This is a genomic window from Mycolicibacterium canariasense, from assembly GCF_002101555.1.
In the GTDB taxonomy this organism is placed as follows: Bacteria; Actinomycetota; Actinomycetes; order Mycobacteriales; family Mycobacteriaceae; genus Mycobacterium; species Mycobacterium canariasense.
In genome coordinates this window covers 1-12,413 of record NZ_LQOL01000086.1, presented here as the reverse complement: position 1 = coordinate 12,413, position 12,413 = coordinate 1, and the positions used below count along the sequence as shown (strand labels likewise).

Genomic DNA, 12,413 nt, shown 5'->3' with positions numbered 1-12,413 from the left:
GAGGGCAACATGGTTCGCAAGCGACCACCGCGCAGGCGGAAGGAGTACTGGATGAGGGTCAAAGACCCCGATCGGATTCGTCGCCGTCGGAAACGCCTACGTCTCAGCCAGGCAGATTTGGCGCACCTGGTTCGGCGTTCACAGCAGGCCATCTCACTCATTGAGCGCGGGGACATGCGCAACATCTCGGAGGACTTCGCACTCGCCCTCGCTGCTCGTCTCGATGTCGACTGGGAGGACCTCTTCGAGGCCCACGAGATCGAAGTTGGCACTGCAGTTACAAGCGATGTGCACAGCACTGGTGGCAGGCAGGTGTCAGCATGATCTGCGCTGCATCGAACGAACTCAGTGAAGTGACAGACCTGCTGATGGACTACCTGTACGAGCAGGCAGGTCTCGGGCCGAACTACTTCAGCACTGAGATCTCGCCGCTTTACGCACGATCATCGAAATTCGCTAAACAAGGCGGCGATTCGGTCGTTCGAGATTCCTTCGCGCCCCGCACTGATCTCCACCTTGGACTCCAGCTCGACAATCCGGAGAACGAGGTTCAGCACCAGGACAGCTTCGGGGTCGAGGCTGCTCTCAGCTACTTCGTTCTTCGCCAGATCTGCTTGGACGAGGACGTGGTTAATCGTGCCGATGCTGCGGTGCATCGTCTCGGGCAGCAGCCCTTTCAACGCGCGGATGGCATTGCACAGATCGCCGCGTGTGGTCATGAAGTGCCTCCGCCCCCTGTTCTGGCACCGGCGGCGGGTCGTCCCGCCAAGAACAAGCCCGCCGCCGGTGGCTCCCATCCCTCTCGAAAGGACGAAGCGTGACCAACGATATGACCTCCGCGTTAAGCACCACCGAGTTGGTGTTCATGGGCAACGACGGCGAGCCTTTCACCACATCGCTGGTGATCGCCGAGCAGACCGGCAATGAGCATGCGTCGGTCATCAAGCTCATCCGCGACAACTCCGTCGACCTGAGCGAGATCGGGACATTGCGATTTGAAATCGCGAAGTCTGGCGGACGCCCGACGGAGTACGCGGTTCTCGATGAGCCGGCCGCCGCGCTGCTCATGACGTACCTCCGCAACAGCCCGGTCGTGAAGGACTTCAAGAAGCGGTTGGTGGCCGGGTTCTACGCCATGCGACAGATGCTCGCTCAGCGTGCACCGGTAGCGAGTTTCGACCTGACGAGCGTCGATGACATCGCTCTCCTGGCACAGGCGACGACCAAGGCCGTGCAGATGTATCGCGTCGAGCATGAGCAGCGGGTGGCGTTGGAGGCTCAGCGGGAAGCTGAGCGGCCGCTGGTCGAGCGCGCGAGGACCCATGCCGCGGCGACGGGTTCGGTCAATCGGACGGACTTCGGTCGCGAGGTGATCGAGTGGGCCGAGGAACAGGGCATCCATGTCCTGCACAAGCAGATCCGTGAGTTCCTCTCCAAGAAGCTGCACTTGTTCGTCGGCGGGAACCGTTCTGATCACGGGCACGCCACTACCGACGCTATCCGTCGGGGCTTGTGCGAGAACCGACGCGACACGAAGAACGGCCGCAATGTGGTGACCGGGTTGCTCACTCCGGAGGGCCAGTCGTACGCGTGGGAGCGCATCACCCGCTACATCGACGCGAACGGCACGCTGGAGTTGCCGCGTCAGATCGGCGGTGCGGCATGAGCGCGGCATTGTGCAACTGGCAGGCGACGGCAGAGCGGCTGGGTGGGCTTTCCCGCACGACGGTGTTCGCGTTGTGGAAGTCGGGCGAGTTGGGGTCGGTGACGATCGGGTCGCGGCGGTTCTCGACGGACGCACAGATCGATGCGTACATCAATGCGTTGCAGGCGGCGTCATGAGTGCCCTTCGGATGGCGGTGCCGCTGGCCGGTATTCACACGCCGGCGTCGAAGTTCTGGGAGGCGAACGCCGCTGCAGACGCTGTGGTCGATGAGCTGGCCGAGTTGCGGGCGTTGAGTGAGAAGACGCCGACGACGAAGCAGTTGGCGCACAAGATCGCGAGCTTGGTCGACACCTATCTGCATCATGCTGCTGACACTGACCAGCGGACGCAGATTCTCAATCTGGCGAACATGTTGCGGTACTCGACTGCCTTGTGTGCCGCGCAGGGCAACGAGGTGCATCACTACGAGTCGGAGGCATGTGACGAGTGGACGCGTGCCGACGGTCTGCAGCAGAAGCTGGACGCCGCCGAGGCCAACCTCGATGACGCGGTGGAGCGGATCCGTGAGTTGGAGGCCGAGCTGGCCCAGGCGCGTTCGGAGTCCGCTACGGCGCGCGCGGTTGGGGGTGTCCGGTGATGCGCGTGTGGGGTTGGTTGAAGCGCCTCGTGCGTCGACGGCCGTCGTCTGGTGAGCGGTTTGGTGATGCGTTGTGGCCGGATCGGTTGGCGCCGCAGGATTTCCGGCCGGCCGAGCCGGAGCCGGAGCTTCCGGAGTCGGATGGTGATCAACCTCGGTGGTGGGAGCGTTCCGAGGCAGTGGAGGCGCAGATCGACGCCGTGCTCGGGGATTGCTCGCATGACAAGACGTACCCGGTCGCGTGGATTGGTGGCGATGCACTGCATGAACGGTGCCTCGAATGCGGGCAGATCGTTCCGAAGGGAGCAGGCCGGTGATCACTGTGTTGCGGAATGCGCTCGGGGTGTTGGGGGAGTTGGCGGTTCGTAGCGTGCCGCGGTCGGACGCTGAGCGCCGAGGCGTGGCTGTTGAGCCGTTGGTCGGCGAGGACCCGTATCTGTTCCCTGCCGTCAGTGGTGATGGTGGGTCTTGCCCGGCGGCGGTGAGCGATTCCCCGACCCCGCCCGCCGCCGGGCGCCCCAGCCTAGATGTGCCGCTCGTCCTTGAGTTGCTGGAGCCCTACGAGCCAGCCGAATTCGCCGCCCACTTGCGTGCCTACGCCACGGAGTTGATCAGCCCTGGTCGTGCGCTGCGGCTCGCGGAACTGCTCGATCCCAACCCCTAAGAGTTCGGCCCCGACGCGGATGCAGCCGCCCGGGGCCAGTGACACCAGAACAACCCATGAGAGGAAAACCCTGTGTCAGATTCGGATCGTATCCGACTGAGCGTCGTGTCCACCACAGATGGTGCGCACGAGCCAGTCGTCCTGGACTCCCGCGACGGGAGGATCCAGGTGCATCCCGGCGGCCTCGATGGTCTCGCGATCATGGTGACGCCGGCGGATTGGCGGAGGCTGAACGCGAAGGTGGAGGCCGTAATCGCGGCGTCGCCGAACCTTGCGAGCTACCTGGCGTGTGAGGGCGCCGATGCTGAGGCGGTGTCGCTGTGAGCGAGCCGAAGCGCTTCTGCAAGAAGCCCGTCGAGATCGAGGCGATGCAGTGGGATGGCACCGATGCCGGCGCGTCGCCGATCATCGACTGGATCCTCAGCGGGGACGGTTCTGCCACGTATCTCTGTAGCGACCCGGACCGGTGCACGAAGTTCGGCGGCGATTGCCCACACAGCATTGCCATCCGAACGCTCGAAGGCACAATGACGGCGTCCGTCAATGACTGGGTCATCCGTGGCGTCCAGGGCGAGTTCTACCCGTGCAAGCCGGACATCTTCGCTGCGACGTATGACGAGGTGTCGCTGTGAGGCGCCGACTGGGGAACGTCGGCTTGACCCTGCTGCTGGCGGTGTTCATGTTCATTCCGATCAGCGCCGCGTTCATCTTGTCGGCTCCGGCTGGTGCTGATCCGGTGTCGGGTCGGGCGGATGTGTATGCGGCGCAGCACTTCCGCTCCATGTGCGCGAACCTGGAGCTGCTACCGGACGTGGAGTCGGTCGAGCAGGTCGTCATGATCGCGGTCCGGGACGGCCTGACAGCGGGTGAGGCTGGTGAGGCGGTCACGGTGGCCGTCATCATCGGCTGCCCGGAGTACGGCTACCTGCTGGACGCGTTCATCGCGAAGTGGGCGCCGCGGCCGGTGCCGGTGACCGCCAGGGTGGGCGGGGTGCTGCGATGAGGAACCTTCACTTTGTCGTGGGGCTTGTGTTCTTGTTGGTCTGCATTCCAGTCAATGCCTACAACGGCATCGTTGGGAACGTGCCGGCCTGGCTAGCGGTACTCGCTGTTGTCTTGAATGTCGTTGGCGCCACGGTTATAGCTCGCGCGTATCGGCGGTCGAAGTGACGGCGGTGCGGCGGGTGTGGTGCCCGATCGACGCCCAGGACGCTTGGTTGGCGGCGCACGCTGTGCATGCGAAGGGATTCAGCTCCGGCTATGCCAGAGGCGGTGTCCTGCCTAATCTGCCGCCGTTGCGGCCGCTGCCGTCGTGGAGTGTGCGCCGGTCGCGGGTGCTGTGTGAGTACGTGATCCCGGCGTCGGCGTGCGCGCAGCTCGGGACGTCGGTGCTGGAGAAGCTCAACGCGGAGCCGATGCCGGTCTCCCGCGTGTCGGGGCGGACTCGTGGCCGTCACCGCCGCCGAAACCACCTGTCCCTATCCGTCGACGACATCCGGAGGTCGTTGTGAAATACCCGATCGCGTTGGCACACCGCCTGAATGCGCCGTGCCCGGACTGCTCGTGCCCCCAGTGGATGCACAACGAGCATGGGTGTTTGAAGCTGCGCCGCCGCAAGACTAGCGGCAACCATGCGGCGAAAGTGGCCCCGTTGAAGCGCTGCCGCTGCACCAACACCGCGGAGACGTTCGCATGACCGCCGCCATCATCGAACTGGCCGCGCACATCAACGAGTGCGTGGAAGCTGCCGAGAAAGAGTTCTACGGCCCGACCGCATTCCAGGCCGACCTCATGGAGCGGCGCCGGCAGGTCCACGAACTCACCCGTGCCGGCCTCACCGCCAACGAGATCGCAGACCGTGTAGGCCTGACACCGCGGAACGTGACCCGCAACCGGACCCTGCCCGAACCACCCGACAACGTGATCCCCCTACCGCCCCGCGCCGACGAGATCACCGACGAACGCGCCGCCGAACTGGAGGTCGCCGCCGACGTCGCGATCGACCTAGCTGTGCGCCTGCAGGAAGAGAACCCGCTGCTGACCTGGAATGCGTTGGAGCGCATGGACCGCTGGCAGTTGCAGGAGTTGGCGGTGCTGCTGCTGGCCACCGTGAACCTGGATCTACCGAAGTCGGAGCTGTTCGCGTGGGTCATGGATTTGCCCGCGGCCCGGGGGGGACCAGACATGAGGATAATCCGCCATCAGATCGCCATCACCGACTACCAGACCGTCCGGCTCCCGGCCGGAGGGAAACCGTTATCGGTGGCCGTCTCCCGCATCCCCGAAATTCAGGACGTCGCCATCGACTTATGGACTCTCGACTACGAGATTCTGGCGCCGAAGAACTTGGATGTCTGGGTAGTTGGCACCGGTAACCCGATGCCCGAAGCTGCCCGGATTGATTCGTTCATCGGCACTGTGGTCACACCGTCTGGGCTGGTGTGGCATGTCTTCGGTTCGGAAGCCTGATGTACGCGCACGAGGTCGATGAGTGGCAGCGGTGGCGGCATGGCGCGCCGGAGATCGAACTGGATGTGGAGCCGTACATCGGTGTCGGCACCGGACTGACATGCGGTGACCGCAGCGACGCACGCGAGGACATGCGATGACCGCAGTCCCCGCAGAGGATGGCGTGTTCGGCGACGTGCCGGAGACTGTCTACCACGGCGATCTGGGCAGCCTATCGTGCTCATCGGCAAAGGCTCTCCTGAAGTCACCGTACAAGTTCCACTGGTCACGCACACAGCCGCGAGTGCAGAAGTCCTACTTCGACCTCGGCCACTACGTGCACGGCAAAGCGCTTGGCGTAGGCGAACCCGTCGCCATCCTCGACTACCCGGACTTCAAGACGAAAGCTGCACGGGAAGAACGTGATCAGGCGTACGCCGAGGGGAAGGTGCCGATACTCACCAAAGACGCAGCTCTCGGTGACGCGATGGTGGCTGCGTTACTCGGCCATGAAACCGCCGGCGAGCTGCTCGCCGCTCCGGACGCTGTCGAGCACTCTGCTTACTGGCACGATCCGCTCACCCACGTCCGGTTGAGGAGTCGCTTCGACCTTTTCAGCTTCGTCGACGACTGGCTGCTCATCGCCGACGTCAAGACGACCAGCGTCACGGCTGACCCGAGGGCTTGGGGCGGCGCGGTGGCGGCGAAGACGGGCCTGCACATTCAGGACGCCTGGTATCGGACGGCCGCCGCGGCTACAGGGCTGGCGCCTGATCCTGAACGCATCGACTTTGTATTCATCAATGTCGAAACCGAACCACCGCACATGGTTTCAGTCACCCGACTTCCATCTCGGGCCGTCCGTGTAGGCGCGCAGAAGATGCGTGCTGCAGTCGACCTGTTCGCGAAGTGCACCCGAAGCGACGTATGGCCCAGCTACGGGCCAGGAATCACCACCGTCGAAATGCCCAACTATTTCTACTACCAGGAAGAGGAATAACCCCTATGTCGACGCCCGTTCAGTACAGGCCCCCGGCCGCTGCACCCACCACGATCAGTCAGGCCACGGCGGTTGAGCAGTCCCGCGCCGTCGCGCAGGTCCAGGCGCAGATCGTCGTTGCGCAGAACTGCCCCCGCAACATTCAACGCGCGACCGCTGAGATGCAGGAGGTGTGCCGCACCTTGGCGATGGCGAACCAGGCCTTCTATCAAGTCCCGAATCGTGGCAACGGGCCGTCCGTTCACCTGATGCGGGAGCTGGCGCGCATCTGGGGGAACATCGAGCACGGGTCGAAAGAGTTGGCCCGCAACGAGAACGGCTCGGAGATCGAGGCGTTCGCGTGGGACATGCAGACGAACTCGCGAACCTCCCGCACCTACGTGGTTCCGCACGAGCGGATGAAGGGCCGCGACCGGGAGAAGCTCACCAACCTGGGCGACATCACCAACAACAACAACAACGTGGCCGCGCGGGCGGTGCGTGAGTGCATCTCGAATGTTCTGCCGAAGTGGTTCACCGAGGAGGCGCAGAACATCTGCCGGCAGACGTTGGAGCACGGTGAGGGTAAGCCGCTGGCGCAGCGCGTGTCTGAGATGTTGGCAGGGTTCAAGGGCATCGGTGTTACCGAGTCGCAGATTGAGGCGAAACTGGGCAAGAAGCGCGGGCAGTGGGACGCCGGCGATGTCGCTCAGATGGGCATCACCTACACCTCGATCACGCGCGATGGCTACGACAAGGATGAGTTGTTCCCGCCAGTCGAGGGCGTTTCAGAGGAGGCGATCGCGCGGTCCTCGGCGCGGAGGGCTAAGCCGGAGCCGGCACCCGAACCCCAGGCGGGTGAGGTGATGATGGCAACCAAGACACAGCTCGCCAAGATCAAGCAGATCCGTTCCGCGCAGGGCTATGACGGTGACGATGAGGGTTGGTACATCGTTGTTTCCGGGATTGCTGGTCAGCCGATCGGTTCGGAGTCGGACATCACGGAGGCGGGGGCGGCGGCGATCATCGCCGAATATCAGCAGGACGACAAGCGATGAACCACTTCGCCGAAGCGGAGCGCCTGTTGGCGAAGGCTGATGACTGCGTCGTTGAGTCGATCACCCGCAACCTCGTAGCCCGGGCCGCAGCGCACGCACAACTGGCGCAGGTGCAGGCGTTGGAGCAAGCGTTCGGGCTGCCACCGGCCGTCGTTGATGCACAAGTCACCCCGGATGTTCTCGCCGCATACGGCATCGAAACCCGCACCACCACAGGAGACAAGCTATGACCATCACCGTCGCCACCAAGCAGCTCGTCGAGGTGCTCACTGACGCGCTGCGCACCTCGAACGACAAAGGCGTGCACATCGCCACCTACCGGGCGCCGTACAAGGACGAGCCCGGCAACGTCGACCTGCTGGCCGTCACGTCGTCGACCGGCTACGTGCTGGGGCACACCTGGATCCGCTGCGATGGGCAGCTCCGTTACCCGTCGGTGTGGCCGGTGTCGTCGACCGCCAGCGTCCGCGCGATCTGCAAGTCGCTCGCTAAGAAGGGCGACAAGAACAACGAGCACACGGTCGATATCGACATGGTGATGGCTGATCTGCCGGACGACGCCGAACCCGGTGATCATCCAGGTTGGACGGTGACGTTGTCGGAGACGCCGGCGTTGTTCGACTCGGACACCGAGTTTCAGTTCCACGCGTCCGATGAGTCGGTGTTCCCGATCAACACGGTTCGCCGGCTCCTGGCCGGCGGGGCCGAAGCCGGAAGGGCGCCGACGCTGCAGACGACGTGGGGCTCCGGTGTGCTGGAGCCGCTGGTGAAGATCTCCGCGAGGCGGTCGGCGCCGATGGAGTTCTACCGCGCCGAGGATCGGCTGCTGCAGCGCGTGCAGATCGGGGACACCTGGTTGGGTGCTGCGATGCCGCGGACACCGTCGCCGGGTGAGGCGACGGACGAGCCGACGATCGAGTCGGTGCTGGGTGAGGCGGAGTTGGTGACGATCCTGCAGGGCATGAAGGCCGACGGGGTGACGGTCACGGTGGAGAACCCGCGGGGGCCGCTGGCGCAGACGATCGCTGACGCAGTCAACGAGGTCAACGAGTCGCATGTCGACTGACATGCTCCCCGGTTTCGATCCGCCACCCCCACCGGAGCCACCGGCGCCCGAGCAGGTTGGGCCGCAACGCTTCCGGATCGACCTGCCGTGGAAGCTGCCGCCGCTGACGGCCAACCAGCGGATGCACTGGAGGGCCAAGGCCAGAGTCACGAAGGATGTCCGGCAGGTCGCAGCCCTGCTGGGCCGGAAAGCACCCCGAACCGAGATGCTCGTCGTCACCCTGCATTACAGGCCGAGGGATCGCCGGCGGCGTGACCGTCACAACCTCTGGCCGACCGTCAAAGCCTTGGTGGATGGCCTCGTGGACGCCGGGATAGTGCCCGATGACGACGCCGATCACCTGTCTACCCCTGAGCCTGTCATCCACCAGCCGGACGGCACGGGGGCCGCGTTGTGGCTGGAGCTCGATTATCCGAACGGAGAACAGCCATGAAACGCCCGATTTTTGTGCGGCAGCAGGAGAATCACGATGTCTCGCCGCCGACATACTGGTACACGGTGGATCGCGGGAACGGTCAGCCGACGTTGGTGTCGGAAACCTATGTGGATCGTAGTGGTGCTATCCGGGCGGCCCGCGCGACGATCGCCCTGTTCGATCCGCGTATCACGGTGCAGTTCAGCTACTGGCGCGGCCGGGTCGGGGAGATGCGTTACCGGCTGGAACACATCAACGGGGGCCAATCGTGACCGCCTCGTCGGACGTGTACGTGACCGTCCTGGACCCCAGCGAGATCTTCGCCGACCCCACATACCAGCGGCTCCTCGACACCACACACGCCCGCAAGATGTCCGCCGGCTGGGACCGGAGACTCGCAGGGATCATCGAGGTGTCCGACCGCGGCGAGGGCGCCTCACCACGGTACGCGGTGATTGATGGTCAGCACCGTTGGGCGGCAGCAAGGAATCTCACCGAACCGCCGAAGCTCGTCGCCAACGTCCACGAGGGTTTGACGGTCGAGCAGGAAGCCCAACTGTTCGACAAGCTGAACCGGCAACGCAAGAAGATCAACGGCTTCGACCACTACCGGGCACGGCTAGCCGCCGGCGAATGGATCATCGTCCGCGTCCAAGCCGTCCTCGACAAACACCACCTCAAAATGGATCCCGCGCCGAATGAAGGCAATGTCGGGTGCGTCGGCACGTTGGAGAAGGTAGCCGAGATCGACGACGCGCTCCTCGATGAGGTGCTGGGCCTGATCATCGGTATCTGGGGTCGGCGGCGTGAGGGATTCGACGCGCCGATCATCCATGGTCTGGCGTTGATCTTGCACAAGCTGCGCGACGATGTTGACCTGGAGCGTCTGGTTGATGCGCTGTTGGATGTGATGCCGCGGCAGTTGTCGACTCAGGCTGTGGCGTTGCGGGACATGCAGTCTGGGACGCTGCCGGTGTTGACCGCGCTGGTGATCATGGGTCTGTACAACAAGAAACCGGGCCGCAAGATCGAGGTGTCCAACAGGACTTTCGGCATCGGCAAGGGCGGCAACAATCAACGCAAGGGTGCTGCCTCGTGACCACCGCGACTACGGGCCTGGTGTGGCGTCCGGTCGGCCGTAACGAGCTTCTCGCCACCGCGGCCGGGGTGCGTGGCTGGTACCGGATCCGTCATGTCGGTGCGCAGTGGCTGTTGCGGGCGTACGGGTGGGACGGTCTGCCGTCGCTGCTGCTGCCAGTCGGGGGCAAGCATTTCGACACCAGGCAGGACGCCGAGCGCGCCGCTCACCGCATCGACACCCAACCACCCTGCGGCGAAGTGAGCGGATCGTGAACCGCCCACTGCTTCTCGACTTGTTCTGCGGTGCAGGTGGCGCCGGTATGGGGTATCACCGCGCGGGGTTTCAAGTAGTCGGCGTCGACATCGACCCGCAACCCAGTTACCCGTTCGAGTTCTTCCAGACTGATGCGATCGCCTGGCTGCGCGGCGCTGTGGACAACGGCACCATGTTCGATGCCATCCATGCGTCGCCGCCCTGTCAGCGCTACACGACCCTTGCCACATCTTATCCGTAACGAATCGATCGATGCGCCACATTGCCGCAGTTCAGCACCACTTGCACATGAGTAGGTCGAATAATCCACCCCGACAACCTGGTTCACATGTCTACGACGCAGAGAGAGGAACCATCCGCCGATATGACTAGTAAGAGCGACGCTTGCGCAACATGCGGCGAGGCTATCCCAGAAGGGCAAGCCGAGTTGGACCTCAACGGTGGGCGTGCGCACCACCCTGCGTGCCTATCCATGCCCCAAACGCTGAAAGCGAAGATTTCCCGGTGTCCCGTCTGCGGTCACATGGAGGGGCGCCACCTTGAAGTGACAGCTTTCGATGAATCGACCGGAAAGCTACGTGCGGTGCCATCCCGATGCACCTGCGGATGTGACTACTACCTGAAGCCGCGCGGGGTCGGCTGATGTGTGTTCACGTCGGTTACACCGCTACAGATAACACTGTTCCCCACGGGGATTCGGGGATGCCGACCGTACGTCGTACACAGTCCTACACACCCACGGAAGTCGTTACAGATAACCGGGGGAACAATGCGAACGTCGATGATTATCCCGACCTGGTTCCGCCGACGCGTGAGCTCCTGCAACAGTTGGGTCTTCCGTACGTCATCGAGAACGTGCCGACGGCGCCGCTAATTGATCCGATCACGTTGTGCGGGGAGATGTTCGGGCTGTCGGTGATACGGCACCGGATCTTCGAATCGAACAGGCCGCTGCAGCAGCTATCCCATCGTCCGCACCGCGGCCGCGTGGCCGGCTACCGGCATGGTCAGTGGTTCGACGGACCGTACTTCGCCGTCTACGGCGATGGTGGGGGAAAGGGGACGGTAGCGCAGTGGCAGAAGGCGATGGGTATCGACTGGACCGACGTCCGGAGAGAGATCGCTGAAGCAATTCCACCCGCCTACACCGAGCACATCGGCAGGCAACTGCTCAACGCTATCGAGGTGGCGGCGTGAGGACGGTCGTGATTGTGAATCAGGCGACCGGTGTCGAGGTGGCCGGCTTCGAGGAGTACGTGGATGCGGCGGTGTATCGGCGGGATGTGCTGATGCCGACGGTTGCCCCGGATGAGCCGTGCCCGTACGCGATTCGAGGAGTACCGCGGTGAGCGACAAGACCGGCATCGAATGGACCGACGCCACATGGAATCCCGTTACTGGGTGCACCAAGGTTTCCGATGGGTGCACCAATTGCTACGCCGAGACGTTCGCCGAGCGGTTCCGCGGCACGCCGGGCCACTACTTCGAGCGGGGGTTCGATGTCCAGGGTCGGCCTGACAAGTTGTCGTTGCCGATGACATGGCGCAAGCCGAAACGCATCTTCGTCAATTCGATGTCCGACCTATTCCACGACGAAGTGCATGACGACTACATCGCACGCGTCTTCTCGGTGATGGCTCGATGCCCGCAGCACACGTTTCAGGTGCTCACGAAACGGCACGCGCGGATGAGGTCTCTTCTCAGGTCGCGCAAGTTCAGCAGTTTCGTGGAGGACTTGACGCCCTCGGCGTCTGAGTTGGTCGGGATGTGGCCGCTGCCGAACGTCTGGTTGGGTGTCTCGGCTGAGAATCAGCAGTGGGCGAAGATCCGCGGTGACGCCTTACGTGAAACGCCGGCCGCGGTCAGGTTCTTCTCGTGTGAGCCTCTGCTTGGACCGATAGATGATGTCGACTTGGATGGCATTGACTGGGTGATCGTCGGCGGCGAGTCTGGTCGCTGCGCCCGTCCGATGAACCCCGACTGGGCACGCAGTCTCCGAGATCAGTGCCAGGTCGCCGGGGTGCCGTTCCTGTTCAAGCAATGGGGGGAGTGGCGTCCGGTCGAACCGGACGTGCCCGACTTCCGCACGGTGAACGACCATCTGGTCTTCTTCGACGGCCAGCACG

25 protein-coding genes are annotated in these 12,413 nt (G+C 63.8%); all 25 read left to right on the top strand.

Annotated features, from left to right (window positions below; genetic code table 11):
• Nucleotides 1-51: 51 nt before the first annotated feature.
• Complete coding sequence (locus AWB94_RS29670) at nt 52-324, top strand: helix-turn-helix transcriptional regulator (protein WP_234811933.1); 273 nt, start codon at nt 52-54, stop codon at nt 322-324.
• Nucleotides 321-821, top strand: coding sequence for a hypothetical protein (locus AWB94_RS34800; RefSeq protein ID WP_131805425.1), 501 nt, complete (start codon nt 321-323; stop codon nt 819-821). The genes AWB94_RS29670 and AWB94_RS34800 overlap by 4 nt, the downstream gene beginning before the upstream one ends.
• Nucleotides 818-1,666, top strand: a complete 849-nt coding sequence (locus AWB94_RS29660) for a Rha family transcriptional regulator (protein ID WP_062659626.1) — start codon at nt 818-820, stop codon at nt 1,664-1,666. Before AWB94_RS34800 ends, AWB94_RS29660 begins: the two co-directional genes overlap by 4 nt.
• Entirely contained in the window at nt 1,663-1,842 is a 180-nt protein-coding gene (locus AWB94_RS29655; protein WP_062659625.1) for a hypothetical protein, read from the top strand. The genes AWB94_RS29660 and AWB94_RS29655 overlap by 4 nt, the downstream gene beginning before the upstream one ends.
• Nucleotides 1,839-2,303: a hypothetical protein gene (locus AWB94_RS29650; RefSeq protein WP_062659624.1), complete on the top strand. Its 465-nt coding sequence runs from the start codon at nt 1,839-1,841 to the stop codon at nt 2,301-2,303. Before AWB94_RS29655 ends, AWB94_RS29650 begins: the two co-directional genes overlap by 4 nt.
• Entirely contained in the window at nt 2,303-2,620 is a 318-nt protein-coding gene (locus AWB94_RS29645) for a hypothetical protein (RefSeq protein WP_131805424.1), read from the top strand. Before AWB94_RS29650 ends, AWB94_RS29645 begins: the two co-directional genes overlap by 1 nt.
• Nucleotides 2,617-2,967, top strand: a complete 351-nt coding sequence (locus tag AWB94_RS29640; protein ID WP_062659622.1) for a hypothetical protein — start codon at nt 2,617-2,619, stop codon at nt 2,965-2,967. The genes AWB94_RS29645 and AWB94_RS29640 overlap by 4 nt, the downstream gene beginning before the upstream one ends.
• A 105-nt stretch (nt 2,968-3,072) precedes the next feature.
• Nucleotides 3,073-3,291: a hypothetical protein gene (locus AWB94_RS29635; protein ID WP_062659621.1), complete on the top strand. Its 219-nt coding sequence runs from the start codon at nt 3,073-3,075 to the stop codon at nt 3,289-3,291.
• On the top strand, nt 3,288-3,599 hold the full coding sequence (locus AWB94_RS29630; RefSeq protein WP_234811932.1) for a hypothetical protein: 312 nt from the start codon (nt 3,288-3,290) through the stop codon (nt 3,597-3,599). The genes AWB94_RS29635 and AWB94_RS29630 overlap by 4 nt, the downstream gene beginning before the upstream one ends.
• A complete protein-coding gene (locus tag AWB94_RS29625; protein WP_131805423.1) occupies nt 3,596-3,970 on the top strand; it encodes a hypothetical protein in 375 nt (124 codons plus the stop codon). The genes AWB94_RS29630 and AWB94_RS29625 overlap by 4 nt, the downstream gene beginning before the upstream one ends.
• 163 nt (nt 3,971-4,133) lie before the next feature.
• On the top strand, nt 4,134-4,478 hold the full coding sequence (locus AWB94_RS29620; RefSeq protein WP_062659619.1) for a hypothetical protein: 345 nt from the start codon (nt 4,134-4,136) through the stop codon (nt 4,476-4,478).
• Between the two features lie 181 nt (nt 4,479-4,659).
• Complete coding sequence (locus tag AWB94_RS29615; RefSeq protein ID WP_062659618.1) at nt 4,660-5,436, top strand: DUF7352 domain-containing protein; 777 nt, start codon at nt 4,660-4,662, stop codon at nt 5,434-5,436.
• Nucleotides 5,436-5,576 carry a hypothetical protein gene (locus AWB94_RS35325; RefSeq protein WP_165605414.1) on the top strand — a complete coding sequence of 47 codons (141 nt, stop codon included), beginning with the start codon at nt 5,436-5,438 and terminating at the stop codon, nt 5,574-5,576. Before AWB94_RS29615 ends, AWB94_RS35325 begins: the two co-directional genes overlap by 1 nt.
• A complete protein-coding gene (locus tag AWB94_RS29610) occupies nt 5,573-6,415 on the top strand; it encodes a PD-(D/E)XK nuclease-like domain-containing protein (RefSeq protein ID WP_062659617.1) in 843 nt (280 codons plus the stop codon). The genes AWB94_RS35325 and AWB94_RS29610 overlap by 4 nt, the downstream gene beginning before the upstream one ends.
• A 5-nt stretch (nt 6,416-6,420) precedes the next feature.
• The gene (locus tag AWB94_RS29605) at nt 6,421-7,452 is read left to right on the top strand and encodes a hypothetical protein (protein WP_062659616.1); all 1,032 of its coding nucleotides are present in this window, start codon (nt 6,421-6,423) and stop codon (nt 7,450-7,452) included.
• Complete coding sequence (locus tag AWB94_RS29600) at nt 7,449-7,682, top strand: hypothetical protein (RefSeq protein ID WP_062659615.1); 234 nt, start codon at nt 7,449-7,451, stop codon at nt 7,680-7,682. The genes AWB94_RS29605 and AWB94_RS29600 overlap by 4 nt, the downstream gene beginning before the upstream one ends.
• Nucleotides 7,679-8,518 carry a hypothetical protein gene (locus AWB94_RS29595; RefSeq protein WP_062659614.1) on the top strand — a complete coding sequence of 280 codons (840 nt, stop codon included), beginning with the start codon at nt 7,679-7,681 and terminating at the stop codon, nt 8,516-8,518. The genes AWB94_RS29600 and AWB94_RS29595 overlap by 4 nt, the downstream gene beginning before the upstream one ends.
• The gene (locus AWB94_RS29590; RefSeq protein WP_234811931.1) at nt 8,508-8,951 is read left to right on the top strand and encodes a hypothetical protein; all 444 of its coding nucleotides are present in this window, start codon (nt 8,508-8,510) and stop codon (nt 8,949-8,951) included. Before AWB94_RS29595 ends, AWB94_RS29590 begins: the two co-directional genes overlap by 11 nt.
• A complete protein-coding gene (locus tag AWB94_RS29585) occupies nt 8,948-9,205 on the top strand; it encodes a hypothetical protein (protein WP_062659613.1) in 258 nt (85 codons plus the stop codon). Before AWB94_RS29590 ends, AWB94_RS29585 begins: the two co-directional genes overlap by 4 nt.
• Entirely contained in the window at nt 9,202-10,032 is an 831-nt protein-coding gene (locus tag AWB94_RS29580; RefSeq protein ID WP_062659612.1) for a DUF6551 family protein, read from the top strand. The genes AWB94_RS29585 and AWB94_RS29580 overlap by 4 nt, the downstream gene beginning before the upstream one ends.
• Nucleotides 10,029-10,286, top strand: coding sequence for a hypothetical protein (locus AWB94_RS29575; protein ID WP_062659611.1), 258 nt, complete (start codon nt 10,029-10,031; stop codon nt 10,284-10,286). Before AWB94_RS29580 ends, AWB94_RS29575 begins: the two co-directional genes overlap by 4 nt.
• The gene (locus AWB94_RS29570; RefSeq protein ID WP_062659610.1) at nt 10,283-10,528 is read left to right on the top strand and encodes a DNA cytosine methyltransferase; all 246 of its coding nucleotides are present in this window, start codon (nt 10,283-10,285) and stop codon (nt 10,526-10,528) included. The genes AWB94_RS29575 and AWB94_RS29570 overlap by 4 nt, the downstream gene beginning before the upstream one ends.
• 461 nt (nt 10,529-10,989) lie before the next feature.
• The gene (locus AWB94_RS29565) at nt 10,990-11,484 is read left to right on the top strand and encodes a hypothetical protein (RefSeq protein WP_201029625.1); all 495 of its coding nucleotides are present in this window, start codon (nt 10,990-10,992) and stop codon (nt 11,482-11,484) included.
• Complete coding sequence (locus AWB94_RS35320; protein ID WP_165605413.1) at nt 11,481-11,636, top strand: hypothetical protein; 156 nt, start codon at nt 11,481-11,483, stop codon at nt 11,634-11,636. Before AWB94_RS29565 ends, AWB94_RS35320 begins: the two co-directional genes overlap by 4 nt.
• A partial coding sequence (locus AWB94_RS29560; RefSeq protein WP_109790512.1) for a DUF5131 family protein occupies nt 11,633-12,413 on the top strand: 781 nt, incomplete at its 3' end. The genes AWB94_RS35320 and AWB94_RS29560, both read left to right, overlap by 4 nt.